Origin of the sequence: Microbacterium sp. 10M-3C3, assembly GCF_003931875.1 — a bacterium.
Lineage (GTDB): Bacteria > Actinomycetota > Actinomycetes > Actinomycetales > Microbacteriaceae > Microbacterium.
The window spans coordinates 2,346,414-2,371,641 of record NZ_CP034245.1 but is presented as its reverse complement, the minus strand read 5'-3'; the positions used below and the strand labels follow the sequence as shown (position 1 = coordinate 2,371,641).

Annotated in this window: 22 protein-coding genes and 2 pseudogenes; 17 read left to right on the top strand and 7 right to left on the bottom strand. The window is 71.7% G+C overall.

Annotation, left to right across the window (positions count from 1 at the left end; all coding sequences use genetic code 11):
- Positions 1-5 precede the first annotated feature (5 nt).
- Both EI169_RS11520 and EI169_RS11515 read left to right on the top strand, forming a co-directional pair.
- Entirely contained in the window at positions 6-437 is a 432-nt protein-coding gene (locus EI169_RS11520) for a hypothetical protein (RefSeq protein ID WP_125132456.1), read from the top strand.
- The gene (locus tag EI169_RS11515) at positions 434-1,432 is read left to right on the top strand and encodes a bifunctional riboflavin kinase/FAD synthetase (protein ID WP_125132455.1); all 999 of its coding nucleotides are present in this window, start codon (positions 434-436) and stop codon (positions 1,430-1,432) included. The genes EI169_RS11520 and EI169_RS11515 overlap by 4 nt, the downstream gene beginning before the upstream one ends.
- Before the next feature lie 13 nt (positions 1,433-1,445).
- Here the strand turns inward: EI169_RS11515 and deoC are convergent, their stop codons facing one another.
- Positions 1,446-2,162: a deoxyribose-phosphate aldolase gene (gene deoC, locus EI169_RS11510; RefSeq protein WP_125132454.1), complete on the bottom strand. Its 717-nt coding sequence runs from the start codon at positions 2,160-2,162 to the stop codon at positions 1,446-1,448.
- 10 nt (positions 2,163-2,172) lie between these two features.
- Positions 2,173-3,555 carry an MFS transporter gene (locus tag EI169_RS11505; protein ID WP_125132453.1) on the bottom strand — a complete coding sequence of 461 codons (1,383 nt, stop codon included), beginning with the start codon at positions 3,553-3,555 and terminating at the stop codon, positions 2,173-2,175.
- Between the two features lie 90 nt (positions 3,556-3,645).
- Here EI169_RS11505 and EI169_RS16960 point away from each other — a divergent pair.
- The 4 genes and pseudogenes from EI169_RS16960 to EI169_RS11485 all read left to right on the top strand — a co-directional run.
- Positions 3,646-3,807: pseudogene (locus EI169_RS16960) on the top strand (heavy metal-associated domain-containing protein); the annotation flags it as partial.
- A 92-nt stretch (positions 3,808-3,899) separates the two neighbouring features.
- Positions 3,900-4,205: pseudogene (locus tag EI169_RS16840) on the top strand (heavy metal translocating P-type ATPase); the annotation flags it as partial.
- A gap of 209 nt (positions 4,206-4,414) precedes the next feature.
- Positions 4,415-6,568 carry a DEAD/DEAH box helicase gene (locus EI169_RS11490; RefSeq protein WP_125132450.1) on the top strand — a complete coding sequence of 718 codons (2,154 nt, stop codon included), beginning with the start codon at positions 4,415-4,417 and terminating at the stop codon, positions 6,566-6,568.
- 91 nt (positions 6,569-6,659) lie between these two features.
- Entirely contained in the window at positions 6,660-7,688 is a 1,029-nt protein-coding gene (locus EI169_RS11485) for an ATP-dependent 6-phosphofructokinase (RefSeq protein WP_125132449.1), read from the top strand.
- Positions 7,689-7,857: 169 nt separating this feature from the next.
- On the opposite strand, the gene EI169_RS11480 is transcribed toward EI169_RS11485, so the two are convergent.
- The gene (locus tag EI169_RS11480; RefSeq protein ID WP_125132448.1) at positions 7,858-9,972 is read right to left on the bottom strand and encodes a S9 family peptidase; all 2,115 of its coding nucleotides are present in this window, start codon (positions 9,970-9,972) and stop codon (positions 7,858-7,860) included.
- Positions 9,973-10,175: 203 nt separating this feature from the next.
- Here EI169_RS11480 and EI169_RS11475 point away from each other — a divergent pair, with 203 nt between their 5' ends.
- The 4 genes from EI169_RS11475 (at position 10,176) to EI169_RS11460 (ending at position 14,283) form a co-directional block, all read left to right on the top strand.
- Positions 10,176-11,408: an inorganic phosphate transporter gene (locus EI169_RS11475; protein WP_125132447.1), complete on the top strand. Its 1,233-nt coding sequence runs from the start codon at positions 10,176-10,178 to the stop codon at positions 11,406-11,408.
- Entirely contained in the window at positions 11,405-11,731 is a 327-nt protein-coding gene (locus tag EI169_RS11470) for a peptidase (RefSeq protein WP_125132446.1), read from the top strand. Before EI169_RS11475 ends, EI169_RS11470 begins: the two co-directional genes overlap by 4 nt.
- 32 nt (positions 11,732-11,763) lie before the next feature.
- On the top strand, positions 11,764-12,681 hold the full coding sequence (locus EI169_RS11465) for a phosphodiesterase (RefSeq protein WP_125132445.1): 918 nt from the start codon (positions 11,764-11,766) through the stop codon (positions 12,679-12,681).
- A 135-nt stretch (positions 12,682-12,816) separates the two neighbouring features.
- Positions 12,817-14,283, top strand: coding sequence for an aspartate ammonia-lyase (locus EI169_RS11460; RefSeq protein ID WP_125132444.1), 1,467 nt, complete (start codon positions 12,817-12,819; stop codon positions 14,281-14,283).
- 4 nt (positions 14,284-14,287) lie between these two features.
- On the opposite strand, the gene EI169_RS11455 is transcribed toward EI169_RS11460, so the two are convergent.
- Entirely contained in the window at positions 14,288-15,151 is an 864-nt protein-coding gene (locus tag EI169_RS11455) for a fumarylacetoacetate hydrolase family protein (RefSeq protein ID WP_125132443.1), read from the bottom strand.
- 105 nt (positions 15,152-15,256) lie between these two features.
- Between EI169_RS11455 and EI169_RS11450 the strand changes: the two genes are divergently transcribed.
- The 3 genes from EI169_RS11450 (at position 15,257) to EI169_RS11440 (ending at position 17,640) form a co-directional block, all read left to right on the top strand.
- On the top strand, positions 15,257-16,447 hold the full coding sequence (locus tag EI169_RS11450) for a PrsW family intramembrane metalloprotease (RefSeq protein WP_125132442.1): 1,191 nt from the start codon (positions 15,257-15,259) through the stop codon (positions 16,445-16,447).
- Between the two features lie 176 nt (positions 16,448-16,623).
- Complete coding sequence (locus EI169_RS11445) at positions 16,624-16,989, top strand: FKBP-type peptidyl-prolyl cis-trans isomerase (protein ID WP_125132441.1); 366 nt, start codon at positions 16,624-16,626, stop codon at positions 16,987-16,989.
- 87 nt (positions 16,990-17,076) lie between these two features.
- On the top strand, positions 17,077-17,640 hold the full coding sequence (locus EI169_RS11440; RefSeq protein WP_125132440.1) for a YceI family protein: 564 nt from the start codon (positions 17,077-17,079) through the stop codon (positions 17,638-17,640).
- A 3-nt stretch (positions 17,641-17,643) separates the two neighbouring features.
- Here EI169_RS11440 and EI169_RS11435 read toward each other — a convergent pair whose 3' ends face one another.
- Together EI169_RS11435 and EI169_RS11430 are read right to left on the bottom strand one after the other, a co-directional pair.
- On the bottom strand, positions 17,644-18,606 hold the full coding sequence (locus EI169_RS11435; RefSeq protein ID WP_125132439.1) for a DMT family transporter: 963 nt from the start codon (positions 18,604-18,606) through the stop codon (positions 17,644-17,646).
- Positions 18,607-18,717: 111 nt separating this feature from the next.
- The gene (locus tag EI169_RS11430; RefSeq protein WP_125132438.1) at positions 18,718-20,013 is read right to left on the bottom strand and encodes an MFS transporter; all 1,296 of its coding nucleotides are present in this window, start codon (positions 20,011-20,013) and stop codon (positions 18,718-18,720) included.
- A gap of 141 nt (positions 20,014-20,154) precedes the next feature.
- Here EI169_RS11430 and rpsO point away from each other — a divergent pair, with 141 nt between their 5' ends.
- Complete coding sequence (gene rpsO, locus EI169_RS11425; RefSeq protein ID WP_039401864.1) at positions 20,155-20,424, top strand: 30S ribosomal protein S15; 270 nt, start codon at positions 20,155-20,157, stop codon at positions 20,422-20,424.
- A 176-nt stretch (positions 20,425-20,600) separates the two neighbouring features.
- Here rpsO and EI169_RS11420 read toward each other — a convergent pair whose 3' ends face one another.
- Entirely contained in the window at positions 20,601-21,623 is a 1,023-nt protein-coding gene (locus EI169_RS11420) for a 2-oxoglutarate and iron-dependent oxygenase domain-containing protein (protein ID WP_125132437.1), read from the bottom strand.
- A 164-nt stretch (positions 21,624-21,787) separates the two neighbouring features.
- Between EI169_RS11420 and efeU the strand changes: the two genes are divergently transcribed.
- The 3 genes from efeU to efeB are packed head-to-tail and all read left to right on the top strand — an operon-like array spanning position 21,788 to position 25,226.
- Positions 21,788-22,726, top strand: coding sequence for an iron uptake transporter permease EfeU (gene efeU / locus EI169_RS11415; RefSeq protein ID WP_125132436.1), 939 nt, complete (start codon positions 21,788-21,790; stop codon positions 22,724-22,726).
- The gene (efeO, locus tag EI169_RS16835; RefSeq protein ID WP_240640420.1) at positions 22,723-23,952 is read left to right on the top strand and encodes an iron uptake system protein EfeO; all 1,230 of its coding nucleotides are present in this window, start codon (positions 22,723-22,725) and stop codon (positions 23,950-23,952) included. The genes efeU and efeO overlap by 4 nt, the downstream gene beginning before the upstream one ends.
- Complete coding sequence (efeB, locus tag EI169_RS16830) at positions 23,949-25,226, top strand: iron uptake transporter deferrochelatase/peroxidase subunit (RefSeq protein ID WP_240640419.1); 1,278 nt, start codon at positions 23,949-23,951, stop codon at positions 25,224-25,226. The genes efeO and efeB overlap by 4 nt, the downstream gene beginning before the upstream one ends.
- The last annotated feature ends 2 nt before the right edge of the window (positions 25,227-25,228 follow it).

Sequence of the window (25,228 nt, the reverse complement as noted above, 5' to 3'; positions counted from 1 at the left end):
AGGTCATGCCCACTACCTCCCCGCGCCGGATGACCGGCATCGGCCGCGTCCTCGTCGTCGTCTACTCGATCATGGCGCTCGCGGCGACCGGTCGTTCGTTCGTGCAGATCGTGCGCGAGTTCGACGATGCCCCCGTCGCCTACACGCTGTCCGCGGCGAGCGCGGTCGTCTACATCGTGGCCACCCTCGCGCTCGTGCTGTCGGGGCGCCGTGGATGGTACGCGGTGGCGTGGATCGCGATCGGCTTCGAGCTGGTCGGCGTCCTCGTCGTGGGGACGCTGAGCATCGTCGACCCGGCGCTGTTCCAGCATCCGACGGTGTGGTCGCTGTACGGCATCGGGTACCTCTTCGTGCCGCTCGTGCTGCCCTTCCTCGGGCTCTGGTGGCTCTTCGCGCACCGCTCCACGCCGGCGCGCAGTGCGGCGGTGGCGTCGTGATCGTCTTCCGCGACCCGTCGGAGATCCCCGCAGGGTTCGGGCCGTCGGTCGTCGCGATCGGCAAGTTCGACGGCGTGCACGCCGGGCACCGCGCGGTCATCGACCGCGCGCGGGTGGACGCGGCGACGACCGGTGCGCGCGTGGTCGCGGTGACCTTCGACCGCAACCCGCTGCGGCTCCTGCGTCCCGACCGCTGCCCCGACGACCTCATCGGCGTCACGCAGAAGCTGTCGCTGCTCGATCGCGCGGGCGTGGATGCCACGCTGCTGCTCACCTTCGACGAGGCGCTCGCGGGGCTGTCGGCCGAGGCGTTCGTCCAGCACGTCCTCGTCGACGCGCTGGGCGTGCAGACGGTGCTCGTCGGCCAGGACTTCCGCTTCGGTCGCGGCGGCGCGGGCGACCCCGAGCTGCTGCGCCGCATGGGATCCGAGTACGGCTTCCGGGTCGACGTCGTGGGCGACGTCCGCGCGGTCGACGAGGGGCGCCGCGTCTCATCGACGTGGATCCGCGAGCTCCTCGCCGACGGAGATGTCGAGGGCGCGGGCCGCCTGCTCGGGCGCGCGCCGTCGGTGTGGGGCGAGGTCGTGCACGGCCTCAAGCGCGGGCGCGAGCTCGGATACCCCACCGCCAACTTGTCGCCGGATGCCGAGGGGTTCATCCCCGCCGACGGCGTCTACGCCGGCTGGCTCATCGACGAGGGCTCGCCCGACGGTCTGCGGCCGGGCACGCGCTACGCGGCCGCGATCAGCGTCGGGGTGAACCCGACCTTCGGCGACGTGCACGTGCGCCAGGTCGAGGCGTACGTGCTCGACGAGACCGATCTCGACCTGTACGGCCATAGGGTCGAGGTGCGCTTCGTCGCCCGCATCCGGGGCATGGTCGCCTTCGAAGGCATCGAACGGCTGACGGCCCAGATGGCCGATGACGTGGCGCGCGTGCGGGCCGTCCTGTCGGCCGACCCGGCCGACCGCGTCGGGCAGGCCGGAGCGTCCTGACGCGTCCCGTGTGTCAGTAGCTCGATGCGTCCTGCGCGCCCGTCGGACCCTCGCCGGCTTCGATCGCGCGCAGCTCGCCGAGGATCGTGGCGCTCGCGCTCGTGCCGAGCCGGGTCGCGCCGGCCTCGATCATGGCGAGGGCGGTGTCGAGGCTGCGGACGCCTCCCGACGCCTTGACCTGCACGTCGGCGCCCACGCTCTCGCGCATGAGGCGCACGTGCGGCACGGTCGCACCGCCGCCGGCGAAGCCGGTCGACGTCTTCACGAACGCGGCCCCGCCGGCCTCGGTGAGGCGGCTGCCGCGGGCGATCTGCTCCTCGTCCAGGAGCGAGGTCTCCAGGATGACCTTCACGACGTGGCCGGATGCGGCGGCCACCACGGCGCGGATGTCGTCGACGACCGCGTCGTCCATGCCCGAACGCAGGAATCCGATGTTCACGACCATGTCGAGTTCGACGGCGCCGTCCTCCAGCGCCTGACGCACCTCGGCGACCTTCGTCGCGGTCGAGGTGGTGCCGTGCGGGAACCCGATGACGGTGCCCACGGCCACCCCCGTCCCCGCCAGGCGCGCGACGGCGTGCGCGATGTCAGAGGGGCGCACGCACACGCTGAAGACGCCCCAGCGTGCGGCCACGTCGAGATCCGCGTCGACCTCGGCGCGGGTCAGCTCCGGCTTGAGGATGGCGTGGTCGATGGTCGCGGCGAGCTCGGCTTCGGTGAGGCGGGGCATGCGCTCCAGCCTACGCGGGCCGCGTCGGCGCGCTCGTGCGCATCCTGTTGCGGATGCCGAGGAACGACACCACCCCGCCCACCGCGAGCAGGATCGCCGTCACGACGGCCGCGCGGTGGAAGCCGTCGAGATCGAGCGAGCCGCCGAGGATCGTCGCGAGCGTCGCGATGACGAGGAGGCCCGCGACACGGGAGACGGCGTTGTTCACCGCGGACGCGATGCCCGAGCGCGATTCGTCGATCGCGCCCAGGATCGCCGAGGTCAGCGGCGATACGGTGAGCGTCAGTCCCGCGCCGAACACGAGAACGCTCGGCAGCACCTGCCACCAGTACGAGAAGTCGCGCGACACCGTCAGGAGCAGCAGGGCGCCGACGGCCATGACGATCGGGCCGACCGTCATGAACAGGCGCGGTCCGACCTTCCCCGCGAGCGTCCCGACGCGCGAGCTGAAGAGGATCATGATGAGGGTGCTCGGCAGCGACGCGAGCCCGGCGAGGGTGGCCGGCAGCCCCGCGCCCTGCTGCAGGTAGACGCCCACGACGAAGCCGTTCAGCGACAGCGCGCCGTAGATGAAGGCCGTCGCGAGGTTGCCGGTCCAGAAGTTGCGGCTGCGGAACAGATCGAGCGGCATCATGGGCTGCGCCGCGAGGCGCTGGCGCACGAGGAAGCCGGCGAACGAGGCCAGGCCGATCGTGAGGGGCAGCCAGATCACGGGGGAGGACCAGCCGTAGGTCGGCTGCTCGATGAGCGCGAACACCGAGCCGCCGAGCCCGACCGTGCACAGGAGGGCGCCGGCGATGTCGACCCTCGCGCCCTCCCGCCGGTGATCGGCGTGACCGAGGCGGTGCAGCAGGAGCAGCGTCGCCGCGAGCGGCAGGACGTTGATGAGGAACACGAGCCGCCACGACAGGAGGTCGACGAACACGCCCCCGAGCACCGGCCCGGCGATCATCGCGCCGGTGGTTGCCCCGGTCCAGATGCCGATCGCGCGCGACTGGGCCGCATCGCGGAAGTTCGCCGTGATGAGGGCGAGGGAGCTCGGCACCAGCAGGGCGCCGGCGACGCCCTGCAGCGCGCGGGCCACGATGAGGAACTCGGCAGTCGGGGCGGCGGCGATCGCGATCGAGGTGATCCCGAAGCCGATGAGCCCGATGCGCAGCACGAGGAGGCGGCCGAGGACGTCGCTGAGCGATCCGGCGACGAGGATGAGCGCGCCGAGGGTGATGAGGTACGCGTCCACGACCCACTGCTGCGTGCTCAGCCCGCCACCGAGCTCACGCTGGATCGCGGGCAGGGCGACCGTGACCACCGTGCCGTCGAGGAACGACACGAACGACGCGAGGATCGCGATCCACAGGACGAGCCGCTGGTCGCGTGTCATGACGTCCGCCATGGCTACACCCTAGGACCGCCCTGCCTCTCGCGGGCGAACTCTGCGGTTTATACCCCTGGGGGGTATTGTGGATGCGGCGAGGAGGACACGATGAGCATCGAGACCGTGCCGGCCCCGGCCGAGCGGCGAGAGGCCACACTCGAGATCGAGGGCATGACATGCGCGAGCTGCGTCGCGCGCGTCGAGAAGCGACTGCGCCGCGTGCCCGGCGTCGGGGCGGAGGTCAACCTCGCGACCGAGTCCGCGCGCGTGTCCTTCCCCGCCGACACGGCTGCCGACGAGCTCGTCGAAGCCGTTCGGGCGGCCGGGTACGGTGCGCGCGTGCGCGTCGAGCGGGCCCAGCCGACGCCGCCGCGCTCGCCGCCGCCGACCTCGGCATCGCGATGGGCGGGGGAGCGGATGCGGCGCTCCACGCGAGCGACATCACGCTCGTGCGCGCCGACCCGCGCGCGATCCTCGACGCGGTGCGCCTGAGCCGGCGGACGATGCGGATCGTGCGCGGCAACCTCTTCTGGGCCTTCGCGAACAACGTCGCGGCGCTGCCCCTGGCGGCATCGGGCCCGCTCGATCCGATGATCGCGGGGGCGGCCATGGCGTTCTCGAGCGTGTTCGTCGTGCTCAACAGCCTGAGGCTGCGCCGGGCGATCTGACCCGCGGCGCACGAGAGCCGGGCGGAACGCGCCCGGGTACCGCTAGAATGGCTGCGAAGGATCCGCACTCCGACGACGCACCTCGCCCACGGCGACACGGCGACCGGCACGGATCCGCCCGCGGGAGTCACGGTTCTGCCGCCCCGCGGAGCCCGATCACCCGGATCTCCCGTCGTCGACGGCATCCGGCACACACGCTCAGGAGGAGCATGCCGACCACGGCGACCGCCGGCACCGCACAGCGGCGCAGGAAGACCTCGTCCGCACGACGCGACGACGAGGCGCCCCTCATCCCGATCCTCGCGCGCAAGGTGCGCGAGGTCGAGGCCAAGGCCCAGCGCGGCAAGCTCGGGCCCACGAACCGCGTCAAGTTCCAGGTCATCGCGTTCCTCGTGCGCGAGGAGCGCGCGCGCGTCAAGGCCGACGCGGAGCTCACCGACGCCGCGCGCGCCGAGCTGCTCAAGCGCCTCGACGGCGTCGCGACGATCCTCGCCAAGACGGCGGCCCGCGACACGTCCCTCATCCAGCTGCTGGAAGTCGACCAGGCCACGTCCCCCGTGGCGCGGCGGATGCGGCGCGACTGGCTGCTCGAGTCGGGCGCCGAGCTGCCGCCGGACGAGCTCATCATCACCGACGTCGCGCCGGTGGCCGCGCCCGTCGTGCCCGCAGCGCTCGCCCAGCGCCAGGTCGAGCCGCCCTCGGTCGAGGCGCGTCGCATGGCCCATCCCTTCCTCGCCCCCGACCTGTCGGCGCGCCCGGCGAACACGACGCCCCGGCGACGCCTCGACGGCTGGGAGCTGATGGGCCCCCTCTACAAGGCGTTCGAGACCGGCGCCGGCGGCGCCGCCGCATCCATGGACCTGCCGCCCGTGCCGGAGTTCGACCGCGTGTCGCCCAAGGGCCTGGACGTCATGCCGCACCAGTCGCGCTTCCTCGAGGCCGTCCGCGAGGGCCACCGCACGTTCCTCCTCGCCGATGAGCCCGGCCTCGGCAAGACCGCCGAGTCGGTGCTCGCCGCATCCGTCGCCGACGCGTACCCGCTCCTGGCCGTCGTGCCCAACGTCGTCAAGTGGAACTGGGCGCGGGAGGTCGAGCGCTGGACGCCGCACCGCCGCGCGACCGTGATCTCCGGCGACGGCGAGGACATGGACGCGTTCGCCGACGTCTTCATCATCAACTACGAGGTGCTCGATCGGCACCTCGCGTGGCTCGCGACGATCGGCCTGAAGGGCATGGTCGTCGACGAGGCGCACTTCATCAAGAACCTCACGTCGCAGCGCTCGCAGAACGTGCTGGCGCTCGCCGGTCGCATCCGGGAGCAGGTGCGCGACCCGCTGCTGCTCGCGCTCACCGGCACGCCGCTCATCAACGACGTCGAGGACTTCGACGCGATCTGGCGATTCCTCGGCTGGACGACGGGGGAGAAGCCCGGCCCCGAGCTCATGGAGAAGCTCGACGCGACCGGCCTGACTCCCGCCGACAAGGCGTTCTACCCCGAGGCGCGCGACGCCGTCATCTCCATGGGGATCGTGCGCCGGAAGAAGAAGGACGTCGCCGCCGACCTCCCCGACAAGCTCATCGCCGACCTGCCGGTCGAGCTGGACGACGAGGACGGCCGATCGATCCGCGCCGCCGAGCGCGAGCTCGCCGAGCGCCTCGCGGCGCGGTACCGCCGCATCCTCGAGGCGCGTGGAGACCGCGGTCTCGCCCCCGGCGAGATCGACGCCGACATCGTGCGGCTCGTCGCGCAGAACGAGCTCGACGAGTCCAAGGCCGCCGGCACGGGCGCCGAGAACGTGTTCTCGATGGTGCGCCGCATCGGCCAGGCCAAGGCGCACCTCGCCGCCGACTACGCGGTGCAGCTGCAGCGGTCGGTGGGCAAGGTCGTGTTCTTCGCCAAGCACATCGACGTCATGGATGCCGCGGAGGCGCACTTCGCCGCATCCGGTGTGCGTACCGTGTCGCTGCGCGGCGACCAGACGGCGGTGGCGCGTCAGGAGGCCATCGACGCGTTCAACAACGACCCCGGCGTCGGGATCGCGGTCTGCTCGCTGACCGCCGCCGGCGTGGGCGTGAACATGCAGGCTGCGTCGAACGTCGTGCTCGCCGAGCTCAGCTGGACCGCGGCCGAGCAGACGCAGGCGATCGACCGCGTGCACCGCATCGGCCAGGACGAGCCGGTCACGGCGTGGCGCATCATCGCGGCGCACACGATCGACACGAAGATCGCCGAGCTCATCGACTCCAAGCAGGGGCTCGCGCTGCGGGCGCTGGACGGCGTCGCCGTCGATCCCGCGTCGAGCGACTCGGTGCAGCTGAGCGCGCTCATGCACGTGCTGCGCCGCGCCCTGGGCGGGGACTGACCGCGCGGTTGGCCCCCGCCGCGGCGACGGCGCTAGGGTCGGTGTGGCAACGTCGCCGGATCCTTCACCCGAACCACCGAGGACCACAGCTATGAAGATCGGCATCCTGACCAGCGGCGGCGACTGCCCCGGGCTCAACGCCGTCATCCGCGGCGTCGTGCTCAAGGGCACGACGAACTACGACATCGAGTTCGTCGGCATCCGCGACGGCTGGCGCGGCGTCGTCGACGCCGACTTCTTCCCGCTGACCCGGCACGAGGTGAAGGGCCTGTCGAAGGTCGGCGGCACGATCCTCGGCACGAGCCGCACGAACCCCTACGAGGGCGCGCGGGGCGGGGCCGAGAACATCGCCAAGACCCTGTACGGCCATCGCCTCGACGGCATCGTGGCGATCGGCGGCGAGGGCACGCTCGCCGCGGCCGACCGCCTCTCGAAGGACGGCATCAACGTCATCGGCGTGCCGAAGACGATCGACAACGACCTGCGCGCCACCGACTACTCGTTCGGCTTCGACACCGCCGTGAACATCGCGACCGACGCGATGGACCGCCTGCGCACCACGGGCGACTCGCACCAGCGCTGCATGGTCGCCGAGGTCATGGGGCGCCACGTCGGCTGGATCGCCCTGCACGCCGGCATCGCCGCGGGCGCCCACGTCATCTGCATCCCCGAGGTGCCGATGTCGCTCGAGGAGATCACGGCGCTCGTCTCGCGCGCCCACGACCGCGGCCGCGCGCCGCTGGTCGTCGTGTCGGAGGGCTTCAAGCTCACCGGCATGGAGGAGGCGTTCAGCGACAAGGGCCTCGACGCGTTCAACCGTCCGCGGCTGGGCGGCATCAGCGAGATCCTCGCGCCGGAGATCGAGCGGATCACGGGCATCGAGACGCGCGCGACGGTGCTCGGCCACATCCAGCGTGGCGGTTCGCCGTCCGCGTTCGACCGCGTCCTCGCGACGCGCCTGGGCCTGCACACCGCCGACGCGCTCATGGACGGCGCGTGGGGGCAGATGGTCGCGATGCGCGGCACCGACATCGTGCGCGTGCCCTTCGCCGACGCGCTGGGCGAGCTCAACACGGTGCCGTACTACCGCTACGAAGAGGCCGCCGCCCTCTTCGGCTGACCCTCCGCGCCCCGGTTCGGGCGCTCGCGTGGCGCTTCACGTCGCATGGGCGGCGGACAAGCGCCTGCAACTGCTACTCGAGAGTCGACGCGACGCGCTCTGGGGCCGTTCGCGCCGCATCCGGTCGCCGGATGCGGCGCCAACCGCCACGCGAACGGGCCGCGGCGGGTCAGGCGTCGGCGGCGCCCACCACATCCAGGAGCCACGCGAGCTCGAACGCTCGCTCGCGCCACGCGTTGTAGCGCCCGCTCACGCCGCCGTGGCCGGCGACCATCTCGCACTTCAGCAGCGCATCGGCGCCCACCTCGCGCAGTCGTGCGACCCACTTGGCGGGCTCGACGTACAGCACGCGCGTGTCGTTGAGCGAGGTCACCGCGAGGATGCGCGGGTAGCGCACGCCCTCCCGCACGTTCTCGTACGGTGAGTACGACTTCATGTACGCGTACACGTCCGGGTCGTGCAGCGGGTCGCCCCACTCGTCCCACTCGATGACCGTCAGCGGCAAGGACGGATCGAGGATCGTGGTGAGCGCGTCGACGAAGGGCACGTCGGCGAGGATGCCGGCGAACAGCTCCGGCGCGAGGTTCGCGACCGCGCCCATGAGCAGGCCCCCGGCGCTGCCGCCCTCGGCGACGAGCGTGGCGGGCGTCGTGTACCCGGCATCCACGAGGTGGCGCGCGCACGCGACGAAGTCGGTGAACGTGTTGCGCTTGGCCAGCAGCTTGCCGTCCTCGTACCACTGCCGTCCCATCTCGCCGCCGCCGCGCACGTGCGCGACCGCGAACACGACGCCGCGGTCGAGCTCCGACAGCCGCGCGACGGAGAAGCCGGGGTCGATGGAGTGCTCGTACGACCCGTAGCCGTACAGATGCAGCGGCCGGGGCGCGGTGCCCGCCTCGCCGAACGAGCGCTTCCACACGACCGAGATCGGCACCTGAACGCCGTCGTCCGCCGTCGCCCACACGCGCGCCTGCGCGTAGTCGGCGGGGTCGTAGCCGCCCAGCACCGGCTGGCGCTTGCGCAGCAGCAGGTCGCCCGTCGCGACGTCGTAGTCGTACACCGTGCCGGGCGTCACGAACGACCCGTACGACAGCCGCAGCAGCGGCGGCGCCCACTCGGGGTTGCCGGCGGCGCCCACCGCGTACAGCGGCTCGTCGAACGCGATCTCGGACACCGCATCCGTCGCGTAGTCCAGCAGCGCGAGCCGCTCGAGGCCGTCGCGCCGATAGGCGACCACACCCCAGTCGCGGAACGTGTCGACATCGAGCAGACGGCGACCCGGCTCGTGGGGGAGCACCGCGCGCCGCTCGCCCTGCGGGTCGGATGCGGCGACGCGGACGAGCTCGAAGTCGAGGGCGCCGTCGTTGTGGAGCACGTAGAGCACGTCCTCGCCGTCGACGACGGCATCCGCCGCGGAGTACTCGACGCCCTCCCGGCGTGGCCACACGACGCGCGGGGTGGCGCGGAGGTCGTCGGCCGGCACGAGCCATTCCTCGCTCGTGATCGAGGAGCCCAGGCCGATGACGAGCCAGCGGTCGCTGCGGGTGAAGCCCGCGCCCACCCAGTACTTCTCGTCGGGCTCGTGGAAGAGCGTCACGTCGTCGGCCACCGGTGTGCCGATCTCGTGCAGCCACACGGTGTCGGGGCGCCACGCGTCGTCCACCGTCGTGTAGACGATGAAGCGGCCGTCGGGGGAGAACTCCGCGCCGGCGAAGGTGCCGGGGATCTCGTCGGGCAGGTTCTCGCCGGTGGTAAGGTCGCGGACGCGCAGCGTGTAGCGCTCGTCGCCGGCGACATCGACGCCGTAGAGCATGCGCGTGCCGTCCGTCGAGATCTGGAAGCTGCCGAGCGAGAAGAAATCGTGGCCCTCCGCCTCGACGTTGCCGTCGAGGAGCACCTGCTCGCCGGAGACCTGCTGGTCGGGGGACAGCTCGGGCGGTGTCCAGTCGTCGGGTGAGCTCAACGGCGCCCGGCACTGCACGCCGTACTGTCGCCCCTCGTGGGTGCGGCCGTAGTACCACCACTGCCCGCGCCGCGTCGGGACCGACAGGTCGGTCTCGAGCGTGCGGCCCTTGATCTCGTCGAAGATGCGCTCGCTCAGCCTCGCCAGTCCTGCGGTGCGCTCCCGCGTGTACGCGTTCTCGGCCTCGAGGTGCGCGATGACGGCCGGGTCGTCCTTGGCGCGCAGCCATTCGTACGGGTCGTCGAACGTGTCGCCGTGGTGGGTGCGCGGCTGGGGGGTGCGGGCGGCGACGGGGGCGGCGGATGCGGCGGAGTCGGTCACCGTTCCACGCTAGCCGAGCGGCGACGCGGCGGCCCCGGCCGCCCTGCGCGCGGCGCCGCGCCGGGCGAGTTGACCGAGAGGTCGGGGAGTGTCAGGATTTCCTGCGGCGCCCGGTGAACGGGCGGTAACCCGACGGTGAACTGTTCGTTCGTCACGGGGCCGGCATCCCGGCCCGTCCCCCCTCCCTTCACGGAAAGCGAACGGTGGAGACCGCACCTCTCATCATCGTCCTGGTCATCGCTCTGGCGCTGTTCTTCGACTTCACCAACGGGTTCCACGACACGGCGAACGCGATGGCGACGCCCATCGCGACGGGTGCCCTCAAGCCGAAGGTCGCCGTGCTGCTGGCCGCGTGCTTGAACCTCGTGGGCGCGTTCCTGTCGACGGAGGTCGCCAAGACCATCTCCGGCGGCATCGTGCGCGAGGAGCAGATCTCCGCAACGGTCTTCCCCGCGATCATCTTCGCCGGGCTCATCGGCGCGATCACGTGGAACATGCTCACGTGGCTGCTGGGGCTTCCCTCCAGCTCGTCGCATGCGCTGTTCGGAGGCCTCATCGGCGCGACCCTCGTCGGCGTCGGCTTCACGGCGATCGACTTCGGGGTGGTGCTGTCCAAGGTCATCCTGCCGGCCCTCATCGCACCGCTCACGGCGGGTCTCATCGCCTTCGCGGTGACGAAGATCGCGTACGCCGTCACGCGCCGGTACGACTCGCGTCCCGACGGCCGCGACGGCTTCCGGTGGGGGCAGATCTTCACGTCGAGCCTCGTCGCGCTCGCGCACGGCACCAACGATGCGCAGAAGACGATGGGCGTCATCACGCTCGCCCTCATCACGGTCGGGTGGCAGTCGGCCGAGCACCACGAACCGCAGCTGTGGGTCATCATCGCGTGCGCCCTCACGATCGCGCTGGGCACCTACATGGGCGGATGGCGCATCATCCGCACGCTCGGCAAGGGGCTCACAGACGTCAAGCCCGCGCAGGGCTTCTCGGCCGAGACCTCGACGGCCGCGACCATCCTCGCCTCCAGCGCGCTCGGATTCGCGCTGTCGACGACCCAGGTGGCCTCGGGGTCGGTCATCGGATCGGGCCTCGGCCGCCGCGGCTCGCTCGTGCGCTGGCGCACCGTCGGGCGCATCATGGTCGGCTGGGTGCTGACGCTGCCCGCCGCCGCCGGGGTCGGCGCCGCCGCCGCTCTCGTCGTGGTGTGGATGGGGTGGACCGGCGTGCTCATCGACGCGGTGCTCGCGCTCGTCATCATCCTCGGCCTGTTCTGGCGGTCCCGGCGCAACGAGGTCACCTCGGCGAACGCCATGAGCGAGGTGGCCACCTCCGGTCGCGCCGTGAAGGTGCCGCGCAACCCGCCGCCCACGCGGCGCCAGCGCCGGATGGCCCGCCAGGCGGCGGCCGCGGAGAAGAAGGGCGGCGGCGCGTGAACGTCGACTGGACCGCATTCCTGCACGTGTTCGTCGCGGCGCTGTCCGGCGCCGTCCTCGTCGTGCTCTTCTACGCGCTGGGGCTGCGCATGCTGGTGCGTGCCGGACGGGTGCCCGTGGTCGCGCCGGTCGAGTTCACCGATGCGATCGCCGTCGTCTCGGAAAAGCATCGGCGCCGCGCCGAGAAGGCGGCCGCGAAGGCGGCGAAGAAGAACCCGCTGACGGCGGGGCAGAAGCGGCTGGCCCTCGTCGCGGCCTACGGATGCTTCGCCCTGTGCGCGCTCGCCGTCGTGGCCGGCATCGTCCTCATCGTCGTGCGGTGACCGGCGTCGGTGCCGCGCCGTAGGCTCGAGGAATGGTCGCGCCGGTCGCCTTCGGGCAGCATCCCCCCGCCCGCCGCACGCTCGTCCACATCAGCGACACGCACCTGCTCGCGGGCGGACGTCGGCTAGGCGAGCGGTACGACACGGCGCGCGGCCTGCGACGGACGCTCGCAGCGGTCGCGGCGACGGGCATCCGTCCCGACGCGATCGTCTTCACGGGCGATCTCACCGACCTCGGGGACCCCGAGGCGTATCGCGCGCTGCGCGAGACCGTCGAGCCGGTCGCGGCAGAGCTCGGCGCGCCGATCGTGTGGGTCGCGGGCAACCATGACGAGCGTGGGCCGCTGCGCGGCGAGCTGCTGGGGCTCGAGCCGACGCCGGAGCCTGTCACCGGTGTGTGGGACCTCGGCGGCCTGCGGCTGATCGCCCTGGACACCTCGGTGCCGGGCTGGCACCACGGCGACCTGGACGCCGACCAGCTCGCGTGGCTCACGGCGCAGCTGCGTGAGCCGGCGCCGCTCGGCACGGTGCTGGCCCTGCACCACCCGCCGCTGCCGACCCACATCCCGTTCTTCGACATCCTCGAGCTGCGGGATCAGCCGGGCCTCGCCCGGGCGATCGCCGGATCGGACGTGCGGGCGATCCTCGCCGGTCACCTGCATTACTCGACGAGCGGCACCTTCGCCGGCGTCCCCGTCCACGTGGCGGCGGCCACGTGCTACACGATGGACCTCGCGCGTCCCGCCGAAGAGGTCAACGGCATGGACGCGGGCCAGGCATTCCACCTCGTGCACGTGTACGACGACACCATCACCGCCGCCGTCGTGCCCGTCGTCGACGCGGAGACCGCCGGCCACTTCAGCGCCGCGTGGGTCGAGGAGATGGCCCGCCTCACTCCAGAGGAGCGGCTCGAGGCGTTCTCGCGCAAGCGGCCGATCGATCCGGCCTGAGCCGACGCGAGCACGGTGTACACCGCGGACACCGGCGTCGCCGTGACGTACGCCGCGGCCACCGGTGCCGACGGGTGCGGCGAGTAGGCTCGAATCATCCCTGACCGCCGTGATCGACCCACAAGGACACCCCGCATGGCACTGGACGCAACGACGCGCACCCGACTCGAGACCGACTCCCTCGGATCCCTGGAGATCCCCGCCGACGCGTATTGGGGGATCCACACGGCTCGGGCCCTGGAGAACTTCCCGATCTCGAAGCGGCCCATCTCGGTCTATCCGGACCTCGTCCGCGCTCTCGCGATGGTCAAGCAGGCCTCCGCACGCGCCAACCGCGAGATCGGCGTGCTCGATCCCGCCAAGGCCGACCTCATCGACGCCGCGGCCCAGCGGGTGATCGACGGCGAGTTCCACGACCAGTTCGTGGTGGGGGTCATCCAGGGTGGCGCCGGCACCTCCACGAACATGAACGCGAACGAGGTCATCACCAACATCGCGCTCGAGATGGCCGGCCGGGAGAAAGGCGACTACGCGTTCCTGTCGCCCATCGACGACACCAACCGCAGCCAGTCCACCAACGACGTGTATCCGACGGCCATCAAGGTCGGGCTCTCGCTGAACCTGCGGAGCCTCCTCGCGGAGCTCGCGCTGCTGCGCCAGGCCTTCCTCGACAAGGCGGTCGAGTTCCACGATGTGCTGAAGGTGGGCCGGACGCAGCTGCAGGACGCGGTGCCCATGACTCTCGGGCAGGAGTTCCACGGTTTCGCCACGACGCTCGGCGAGGACTACAACCGGCTGACCGAGAACGCCTACCTGATCCTCGAGATCAACATGGGTGCGACCGCGATCGGCACGGGCATCACCACCCACCCGGGGTACGCCAAGGCCGTGCTGCGGCACCTCCGTCAGATCACGGGCCTCGACCTGGAGACGGCGACGGATCTCGTGGAGTCCACGAGCGACACCGGCGCGTTCATGTCGTTCTCGGCATCGCTCAAGCGCAACGCGATCAAGCTGTCCAAGATCTGCAACGACCTCCGGCTGCTCTCCAGTGGCCCGCAGGCCGGCCTGGGCGAGATCAACCTGCCGCCGCGGCAGGCGGGCTCGAGCATCATGCCCGGCAAGGTCAACCCGGTGATCCCCGAGGTCGTGAACCAGGTGGCCTTCTCGGTTGCCGGCGCGGACCTCACCGTGACGATGGCGGTCGAGGGCGGTCAGCTGCAGCTCAACGCGTTCGAGCCGGTCATCGCGCACTCGATCTTCCAGTCGATCACGTGGATGCAGCAGGCGATGTGGACGCTGCGGGTCAACTGCGTCGAGGGGATCACGGCCAACCGCGAGCGGCTTGGGGCGATGGTCGGGTCGTCGGTGGGCGTCATCACGGCCCTCACCCCCTTCATCGGGTATGCCGCCGCGGCGGCCCTCGCCAAGACGGCGCTCCTCACGGGCCGCAACGTCGCCGACCTCGTCGTGGAGGCGGGGCTGATGTCGCGCGACGAGGTCGCCAAGCAGCTCTCGCCCAAGCGGCTGTCGGGCCTGGAGGCCATCACCGAGGCGATCCCCGTCGTCGCCGCCGAGGACGTCGTCGCCCCGGAGGTCTGATCCCTCAGCCCGCGATGCGGCAGTGGGTGACCAGCTCGCCGATGCCGTCGACCGCGACGGTCACCGTGGAGCGGTCGCGCAGGAAGATCTGCGGATCGCGCGAGTAGCCCGCGCCGCCGGGACTGCCGGTGGAGATGAGCGTCCCCGGCAGCAGCGTGACCGATCGGGAGAGATGCTCGATGAGCGTCGCGACCGACCGCACCATCTGTCCGGTCGACGCGTCCTGCACCATGCGTCCGTCCACGACGGTCCAGATGTGCAGATCCTGCGGGTCGGAGATCTCGTCGGCCGTCACGACGTACGGACCCGTCGGCGTGAAGCCGTCGAACGACTTGCACCGCGACCATTGCGCCTCCGAGAACTGGATGTCGCGGGCCGTGATGTCGTTGACCACCGTGTAGCCCCACACGTGATCCAGTGCGTCGGCGGCCGACACGTCCTTCGCGGGGCGGCCGATGATGACGCCGAGCTCGGCCTCGTAGTCGACGGACTCGCTGAGCGAACGCGGCCACGTCGTCGTCGCGCCGTGCGCGGTGAGCGAGTTCGGCCACAGCACGAAGACGGTGGGCGTCGAGTCGGTCTTCAGGCCCAGCTCGCCCGAGTGGGCGGCGTAGTTCAGGCCCACGGCGAGGATGACCGGGGGAGCGAGGACGGCCGAGGCGAACCGCGGCGAGCCGAGCGGCTCCCAGGCCGCGTTCTCGCTCGAGGTGCGGACGCGCTCCAGAAGCTCGTCGCCGCCGGCGATCAGCTCCTCGAGCGTCTCGGGCGCCCCCTCGAAGAGATCTCCCACGAAAGTCCGCTCGCCCTCCCGCACCACGATGAGACGAGGATCGGTCGACTCCGACGGGACCACATGGGCGAAACGCATGCCTCCCAAGCTACCCGCCGCGCACGGCCGGGCTGCCTCCGTGCCGCACCGCGCCCGCGCGCGCAAGGCCCGGGAGCGCGCGCCCCCGGCCCCTAGGCTGAGCGCATGTCGCAGCCGTCGCCCTGGTCGCAGCCGCAGTCCCCGCCGCAGCCGAACGCGCAGCCGCGCGGCACGGCCGCCCTCATCCCGCCCGCGCCCTCGCCCGCGACCGCGTCGCCCGTGCCGCGCCGCCCGCGCACGGGCGGCGCCGCGCTCATCTGGGTCGCGGGCGTGCTCGTGGTCGTGCTGATCGTCCTTGTCGGCTACTTCGTGCGGTTCCTCGGCCCCGCCGCGTCCATCATCGGCATCATCCTCGCCGCCGTGCCGTTCGCCGCGGTGTGGTTCGCGGTGCGGCTCATCGACCGTTGGGAGCCGGAGCCGCGCGGCCTGATGGTGTTCGCGATCGCGTGGGGAGCCATCGCCGCGGTGGGGATCGCGCTCGGCGTCGACCTCGTGCTGACCGTCCTCGTCGGCGGGACGGGCGACATCGTCGGCTCGATCGTGCAGGCGCCCGTCGTCGAGGAGGTCGGCAAGGGCCTGGGCGTGCTGCTCATCTTCATCGCCGCCCGGCGCTCGTTCGACGGACCCGTCGACGGCGTCGTGTACGGCGCCCTCGTCGGCGCGGGATTCGCGTTCACCGAGAACATCCAGTATTTCGCGATCAGTCTCCTCGAGGGGGGCGCGGGCGATGTGGCCACGACGTTCTTCCTCCGCGCGATCCTCTCGCCCTTCGCCCACGTGATGTTCACCAGCGTCACGGGGCTTGCGATCGGCCTCGCCGCCCGGCGCGGGCTCGGCGCCGGCGGCGCCTTCGGCTACGGCCTCGTGGGGCTCGTCGGCGCGATCGTGCTGCACGCGCTGTGGAACGGGTCGGCGGTGCTGTCGGACTTCTTCACGCTGTACATCACCCTGCAGGTGCCGCTGTTCGCGCTGTTCATCCTCGGCATCGTGCTGCTGCGCCGCGAGGAGGCGCGGCTCACCCGTGCGCGGCTGGGGGAGTACGCGGCGGCCGGATGGTTCACGCCGCAGGAGGTCGACATGCTCGCCACGGGACCGGGGCGTCGTGCCGCGCTCGCGTGGGCCCGCGGTCTGCGCGGTGATCGCCGGCCGCTCATGCGCGGATTCATCGCGGACGCCACTGCTCTCGCGGCGGCGCGTCAGCGCGCCCTCACGGGTCGCGACCCGCAGGCGGCTGCGGCCGAGCGCGAGCTCCTCGCGCGCGCCGCCGCCGCGCGCAACGCGCTCTTCGCCCCCTGAGGCTGCGGCGACGGGACACGCCCGGAGACAGACTCAGCGCCCGGTGCCGCGGCGATGCCTGCGTGTCTCCCGGGCGCTGAGTTGGCCTGCCCCCAGGATGCTCCGGGCCGCCGCCGGCTGTCAAGAGTGCGCGATCGCGTCGGTCCGGGTCGTGCTCCGGATGGTTGGATGGGTGCATGACCGATCGCACGAAGCCCGAATTCGACGCCCCGACGGGCCCCGCCCCCTCCGACCTGGTGATCCGCGACATCATCGTCGGCGACGGTGACGAGGCCAAGCCCGGCGACACCGTCACCGTCCACTACGCGGGCGTCGAGTACGACTCCGGCGAGGAGTTCGACTCGTCGTGGGGACGTGGCGAGAGCATCCAGTTCCCCCTGCGCGGCCTCATCCAGGGGTGGCAGGACGGCATCCCCGGCATGAAGGTCGGCGGCCGCCGCGAGCTCATCATCCCGCCGCACCTGGCGTACGGTCCGGCGGGTGGCCACTTCCTCGGCGGGAAGACCCTCATCTTCATCATCGATCTGCTCGCCGTCGGCTGACGCGCAGGATTTTTCTATTCGTCGGAATAGACTCGTGCGAGCGGCGGTTGTCCTGACCGATCCGCCGACGACTTCCGAGGAGAGACAATGACCGACGCGACCACCACCATCGAGGTTCCCGGGTACAAGGCCGGCACCTGGGTGCTCGACCCCGCCCACAGCGAGGTGACCTTCACCGTGCGCCACATGATGATCTCGAAGGTGCGCGGCACCTTCGGCATGAAGAGCGCCACGCTCATCGCGCCGGAGAACCCGCTCGACGCGCGCGTCGAGGCCTCCGTCGACGTCGCCTCGCTCGACACGAAGGACGCCGGTCGCGACCAGCACCTGCGCTCGGCCGACTTCTTCGACGTCGAGAACTACCCGACGATGGAGTTCCGCTCGACCGGAGTCCGCATCGAGGGCGAGGACTTCCTCGTCGACGGCGACCTGACGATCCGCGGCGTGACCAAGCCCGTCACCTTCGCGTTCGAGTTCGGCGGCTTCGGCACCGACCCGTGGGGCAACTACAAGGCCGGCGCGACGGCCAAGGGCGTCATCAACCGCGAGGACTTCGGTCTCACGTGGAACGCGGCGCTCGAGACCGGCGGCGTGCTCGTCGGCAAGGATGTCACGCTCGAGCTCGAGCTGCAGGGCAGCCTGCAGGCGTGAGCCTCACGAAGCGGCGGATGCTCCGGCATCCGCCGCTTCGTCGTTCCGGCGCCGCGGCCGCCGAGCCAGACGGCGCTGCACGAGCAGGATCCCGACGAGCACGATGAGCGCGCCCACCGGCTCGTTCCACGTGAGCCGCTCGCCGAGCACCACGATGCCGAGCACGACCCCGATGACGGGCGTGATGTAGGTGACCGTGGAGGCGCGCGTGGGTCCCCACGCCGCCAGCACGTTCTGGTTCCACGCGTACGCGAAGCCGGTGCCGAGCACCCCCAGGAGCACGACGCTCCCGATCACCCACGGCGACCACGCCACGGGCTGCGCGAACACGACCGGCGTGAGCACGAGCATCACGACGGCGCCGATGCCGACGTAGCCCGCCGCGAACGCGATGCCCGACAGGCCGGTCTGCGAGAGGAATCGGCGCATGTACGCGAGGCTGAAGCCGTAGCAGGCCGTCGCGCCGAGCAGAGCCAGCTGCGCGACCGTGCTCGCGGCGACGTCGGCGACCGCGCCGGGTGCGATGATCACGACCACGCCCGCGATCCCCACGGCGATGCCGGCGAGCTGGCCGGTCGTGAGCCGCTCGACGCGGAACGCCGCCCACGCGAACACCGCCGTCATGATCGGCGTCGTGGCGTTGAAGATGCTCGCGAGGCTCGAGGGCACGTGCTGCTGCGCCCACGCGAAGAGCAGATACGGGGTCACGCAGAACGTCACCGCGATGACCGCCAGATGCGCCCAGACGCGCGGCGACCGCGACAGGCGTTCGCGACGCATCAGCACGAGCGCGGCCAGCGCGAGCGCCCCGAAGACGAGACGCGACCACGCGACCTGCGCCGGCGTCATACCCGTGAGCGCGACGGCGATGAACAGGAAGCTCGAGCCCCACACCACACCGGCGAGGACGAACTGCACCGTGACGGCGAGCGTCGAGGCGGGACGGGCGGGAGCGGAGAGGGTCACGCGCCGACGCTAGCGCCGCGGCATCCGCCGTGGGCGGGTTCGGGGATGCCGCGTCCGGAATCCGCCGATATGCGACCGTTGCGCGCCGTCAGGGTTCCGGACGCTGCGCCGTCAGGGTTCCGGATGCTGCGCATCGTACGCGCGGAAGCGGGGGCTCACGCGCACGAGGACGCCGACCAGCGCGAGGATCGCGACCCCGCCGATCAGCGGCGGGAACCACAGCGTCGTGATGCTCGCGAGGGCCCCGGCGTACAGCGCCCCGACGCGTGGCCCGCCGGCGACGACGACGATGAACACGCCCTGCAGGCGGCCGCGGATGGCGTCGGGCACGGCGGCCTGCAGCATCGTGGTGCGGAAGATGGCGCTGACGTTGTCGGACGCCCCGGCGATCGCCATCGCGACCATCGCGGCGATGATGAGCGGGACGTTGGCGTGCGCCTCGTCGACGACGGGCGGGGCGAAGACGCCCAGCGCAGCGGCCAGCAGCACGGCACCGAACAGGACCATCGCGAGCGCATACACGTCGATCGCGCGCGCGATGCCCAGTCCCTGCCGCCGGACACGGCCGACCGGGCCCGAGAACAGGCTCGACAGCAGCACGCCGCCGGCGATCGCAGCCGTGAGGGCGCCGGTGGTGATCGCGCCGCCGCCGAGGAGCACGGCGCCGATGGCCGGAAAGAGCGCGAGCGGCTGCCCGAAGGTCATCGCGGTGATGTCGAGGATGAACTGCAAACGGATGTTGGACGCCCGCTTGAGGAAGCGCCAGCCGTCCTTCAGCGACTCCCAGCCCGCGGCCACGACGTCGCCCTCGGGCGCGATCGCGGGGAGCGTCCACAGGCCGAGGAACAGCCCCAGCATGAGCACGACGTCGATCGTGTAGGTCCACGCGTAGCCCGTGAAGGCGACGAGGATGCCCGCCAGAGCGGGGCCGACCATCACCATCACGCCGCCGCTGATCCCCTGCAGAGCGGCGGCCGCGGGCAGCAGGTCGGCCGGGATCAGGCGCGGGACGATCGCTGCGCGCGTGGCCATCACGACGGAGTTCGCGGCGGAGTTGATGACGCTCAGCGCGTACAGCCACCACACCGTCTCCAGCTGCGCCCACGCGAGGCTCGCGAGCAGGAGCGTGGAGGCGAATGTGACCGACGCCGCGAGGAGGGCGACGATGCGCCGGTCGAACGAGTCGGCGAGCATGCCGCCGTACAGTCCCGCGACGATCATCGGGAGCAGGCCCGCGACGGCGATCATCGACACCGCGAACGTGTCGCCGGTGAGCTCGAACACGTGCAGCATGACCGCGACGATCGTCAGCTGGCCGCCCAGGCCCGCGAGCGTCGAGCCGGCCCACAGACGTGCGAAGGCGGGGGTGCGCAGGGGGCGGAGATCGATCAGGTGCTCGCGGCGCATCAGATGAGGCTATCGCCCGCGTCGCCGCGGTCGACGCGCTGCTGGTAGGCTTATGCGGTTGCCGTTGGATCGGCCGCGGAGAAAGAGAGCCCACGGATCAGCCGTCGGGCGCCGCGCAACAAGCAGAAAGGGGATCCCTCTATGGCACTGGATGCAGACGTCAAGAAGGCGATCATCGAAGAGTACGCGACGCACCCCGGTGACACCGGATCCCCCGAGGTGCAGGTCGCGATGCTGACGCAGCGCATCAAGGACCTCACGGAGCACCTGAAGGAGCACAAGCACGACCACCACTCGCGTCGTGGTCTGTTCCTGCTCGTGGGTCAGCGCCGCCGTCTGCTCGGCTACCTCCAGGACATCGACATCAACCGTTACCGGTCGCTGATCGAGCGTCTCGGACTGCGTCGATAAAGCAGGCATCGCGCCCAGCGTTCAATCGCGCAAAACATTCTTGAGAAGGCCTCTCCACGGTGTGGGGAGGCCTTCATCGTTTCCATGCACTCGCGCGGCGCAGAAACGCGATCCGCGCCGGCAAACGCCCGTGGGGCGTCGTTTGTCGGCGCGGATCGCGTTTACCGAGGCGGGCGTCAGGCGGATGCGGCGGCGGCGCGCGCGGCGACGAGGTCGGGGTGGTGGATGGCCGCGACGTCGGGGTGGGCGCGAAGACGCGACTTCAGCGCGTTCTCGCCGTAGGTCGCGTGGATCGGGTTGTCGGGGTCGTCCTCGACCCCCCGCGCCTCGGCGGCGAGGTCGGCGGGGAGCTGGATGATCGGCAGCCGCGTATCGAGGGCGGGGTTGAAGAAGAACGGCACCGAGATGCGCGAGTCGGGGTACGTCGGCGAGATGACCCGGTGGTTCGTCGCCGCCAGGTAACCCTGCGTCGCGTACTCGAGCAGCTCGCCGATGTTGACCACGAACGCGCCGGGCACCGGGGGAGCGTCGACCCATTCGCCGTCGCGCAGCACCTGCAGGCCGCCCTTCCCGGGCTCGACCCACAGCAGCGTCAGCACGCCCGAGTCCTTGTGCGCGCCCACGCCCTGCTGCGGGGTGGGGTCGTCCTTCCCGGGGTACCGGACGATCTTGATGAGCGTCTGCGGGTCGTCGAAGTGGCGCTCGAAGTAGTCCTCGTCGGCGCCGAGCGCGACCGCCCACGCCCGCAGCAGCTTGAGCGCCACCTGCGTCAGCGTGTCGTGCCACTCGGTCACGACCTCGCGCAGCTCGGGCTGGGACGCCGGCCACAGGTTCGGACCCACCAGGCGGTCGAAGTCGCGCTCCGGGTTCTCGATCGCGTCGCGCTCGGGGCCGATGTCGATCTGCTCGCGCCAGTCGATGCGTCCCTGCGTGCGCTCGCCGCCGACGCGCGTGTAGCCGCGGAAGTGCGGGCTCGTGACGTTCTCGATCGCGAGCTTCTCGGCCTCGGGGAGGGCGAAGAAGTCCTGCGCGGCCGACAGCAGCCGCGCTTCGAGCTCGGGGGTGACGCCGGTTCCGACGAGGTAGAAGAACCCGACGTCGTGCGTCGCGGCGCGCAGCTCGTCGCGGAAGCGTGCGGCGGCATCGGGCCCCTGATCGAGGAGCGAGAGATCGAGCACGGGGAGGTTCAGATCGGCCATGGACCGAGGCTAGGTCGGGCGCCGCGCCACGCGCCCGAATGTTACGAACCGTGCCGACGGTGCCGATTGGCGGTCCGGACGCGACAGGCGTACCCTCGTCGTTTGGTAAGGCACGCCTAACCTTACTTCCATCCGCGGTCACCCGCCCGAGCTTGGGATCATCCGTGTTCGCCACCTTCCTCATCGGCCTGCGCGAAGGCCTCGAAGCCGCCCTCGTCGTCGGCATCCTCGTGGCCTACCTGTCGCGACTGGGCCGCCGGGACGCCCTGCCGTTGCTGTGGGCGGGTGTGGGCCTCGCGATCGCTCTGGCCGTCGGCTTCGGAGCCGTCCTCACCTTCGGCGAGTACACGCTGACCTTCGAGGCTCAGGAGCTGATCGGCGGCGGCCTGTCGCTCGTCGCGGTCGCGATGGTCACGTGGATGATCTTCTGGATGCAGCGCACCGCGCGGACGCTCCGTGCGACCCTCGAGTCGGGCGTCGACCGGGCGCTGCGCTCCGCGAGCGTGGGGGCGCTCGTCCTCCTCGGCTTCGTCTCCGTCGCGCGCGAGGGCATCGAGACCACGCTCCTGCTGTGGTCGATGGTCCAGTCCTTCGGCGACGCACCCGCTGCCCTCGTCGGCGCGGTGCTCGGGCTGGTGACGGCGGCCCTCCTCGGCTGGCTCCTCGCCCGCGGCGTGGTGCGCCTCGACCTCCGACGCTTCTTCGCGTGGAGCGGGGCGTTCCTCGTGATCGTCGCCGGCGGCGTCCTCGCCTACGCGATCCACGACCTCCAGGAGGCCGGCGCCCTCCCCGGCCCCTTCACCGCGCTGGCGCCGCACGACGCGTCCGGGGCCGTCGCCACCGGCTGGTCCGCCCTCCCGTTCGGCTGGGCGTTCGACGTCAGCGACGCGATCGCCCCCGGCGGCCCGCTCGCCGCGATCCTGAAGGCGACCGTCGGCTTCATGCCGCGCATGTCGTGGCTACAGGTCATCGCGTGGGCGCTCTACCTCCTCGTCGTCGGCGCCTTCTTCGTGCGCGGCCTCCGCCGTCCGCGCCGCACGGCGCCCGCCGCATCCGCATCCGTCCCCGAACCCGTCGGGCCTCACCCTCAGGGAGCCGCATGACCCCGTCCCGCACCCTCGTCTCGCTCGCGGCCCTCGCCGCCGCGTCGATCGCGCTCGCCGGATGCGTCGCCAAGACCGACGCCGCGTCCTCGGCGGCCGTCACGGTGTCGTCGACGTCGGACGCGTGCGACGTGTCCACCTCGAGCGCCGCGAGCGGAACCGTCGTCTTCGACGTGACCAACGCGGGACAGGATGTGACGGAGTTCTACCTGCTCGCCGACGACGGCCTGCGCATCGTGGGCGAGGTCGAGAACATCGCCCCCGGTGCGTCGCGCACGCTCACCGTGGTCGCCCAGCCCGGCTCGTACTACACGCTGTGCAAGCCCGGCATGGTCGGCGACGGCGTCGGCAAGGCCGCGTTCGAGGTCAGCGGCGACGCGGTCGCCGTCGACGGACCCGACGCGGAGCAGAAGCAGCACGCGGTCGACCTGTACGCCGCCTTCGTGAAGGACCAGGTCGAGCAGCTCGTCCCGGCCGTCGACGCCTTCACAGCCGCCTACGCGTCCGGCGACGACGACGCGGCGCGCACGCAGTTCCCCGCCGTGCGGGCGTACTACGAGCGGATCGAGCCGATCGCCGAGGCGCTGGGCGACCTCGACCCGCGCATCGACTACCGCGAGGTCGACGCGCGCGCCGACGGCCTGGACTGGACCGGCTTCCACCGCATCGAGAAGGATCTGTGGGTGCCGGCGCAGGACGCGCTCAACGCCGACGGCGAGACGCCGGCGTGGCAGGATTGGGCGCCTTCGACGCCCGCCGAGCGCGCGACCCTCGGCGACCGGCTCGTCGCCGACGTCGGCGAGCTCGACGACCACGTGCACTCCGACGACTTCGCGCAGACCCTGTCGGACCAGGGCGTCGCCGGCATCTCCAACGGCGCCATCGCGCTCCTCGACGAGGTCGCGACGGGCAAGATCTCCGGCGAGGAGGACTGGTGGTCGGGCACCGACCTGTACGACTTCGCCGCGAACGTCGAGGGGTCGAAGATGGCGTTCTCGCTCGTGCGCGACTTCGCCGGCGCGCAGGGCGACGAAGGGGCGTCGCTCGTCCGCCGCATCGACGACGGCTACGCGCAGCTCGAGGAGGCGCTCGCCGCGCACGGCTCGGCCGTCGCGGGCTTCGTGCCCTACGCGCAGCTGACCGACGCCGACAAGCGCGACCTCACCGACCTGATCAACGCGCTCGCCGAGCCGCTGTCGCAGCTGACCGGGACGATCCTGCAGTGAGCGACGCCGCTCCCGAGGAAGCGCCGGCCGGGCTCTCCCGCCGCGGCGTCCTCGGGCTCGCCCTGGGTGCCGGCGCGGCGGGGCTCGCCGCCGGCGGGGTCGGGGGAGCGGAGGTCGCCGGGGCGGTGACCCGCGCTGCGGATGCAGCGGCCCCCGCATCCGCCCGGTACTCGTTCTTCGGTCCCCACCAGGCCGGCATCACGACCCCCGTGCAGGAGCACCTCCACTTCGCGAGCTTCGACATGATGTCGCGGACGACGCGCGACGACCTCGTCTCGCTCCTGCAGGACTGGACCTACGCCGCCGCGCGGATGACGCAGGGGCTCGACGTGAGCGCGTCCGGCGCCCTGCACGGCTCGCCCGAGGCGCCACCCGACGACACCGGCGAGGCGCTCGGGCTGCCCGCGTCGGGCCTCACGATCACGTTCGGCTTCGCCCCGACGCTCTTCGACGACCGGTTCGGCCTCGCCGCGCAGCGCCCCGCGCAGCTCGAGCGCCTGCCGGCGTTCCTCGGCGACGACCTGGACCCCGCCGCATCCGACGGCGACCTGTGCATCCAGGCGTGCGCCGACGACCCGCAGGTCGCCGTCCACGCGATCCGCAACCTGAGCCGGATCGCGTTCGGCCGCGCACGCCTGCGCTGGTCGCAGCTCGGCTTCGGCCGCACGTCGCGCACGACGATCGGCCAGACGACGCCGCGGAACCTCTTCGGCTTCAAGGACGGCACTGCGAACATCCTCGCCGGTGACGGCGACGCGCTCTCGCGGCACGTGTGGGTCGCCGATGACGACGTGCCGTGGCTCGCCGGCGGCAGCTACCTCGTCGCGCGCAAGATCGCGATGCTCATCGAGACGTGGGACCGCGTCCGCCTGTCGGAGCAGCAGCGCATCATCGGCCGTGACAAGGGGGAGGGCGCGCCCCTGTCGGGCGGTACGGAGGGCACGGCGCCCGACCTGGGAGCGACGGATGCGACGGGCGCGCCCGCGATCACCGACACGAGCCACGTGCGCCTCGCGCACCCCGACGCCAACGGCGGCATCCGGCTGCTGCGCCGCGGGTACAACTACGTCGACGGCAACAACGATCTCGGGCGCCTCGACGCGGGGCTCTTCTTCCTGTCGTACCAGCGGTCGCCCGAGCGCTTCGTCACGGTGCAGCGGTCGCTGTCCTCCGATGCGCTCAACGAGTACGTCCGGCACGTCGGCTCGGGGCTGTGGGCGGTGCCGCCCGGACCCGCCGAGGGCTCGTTCGTCGGGGCGACGCTGCTGGGCTGATC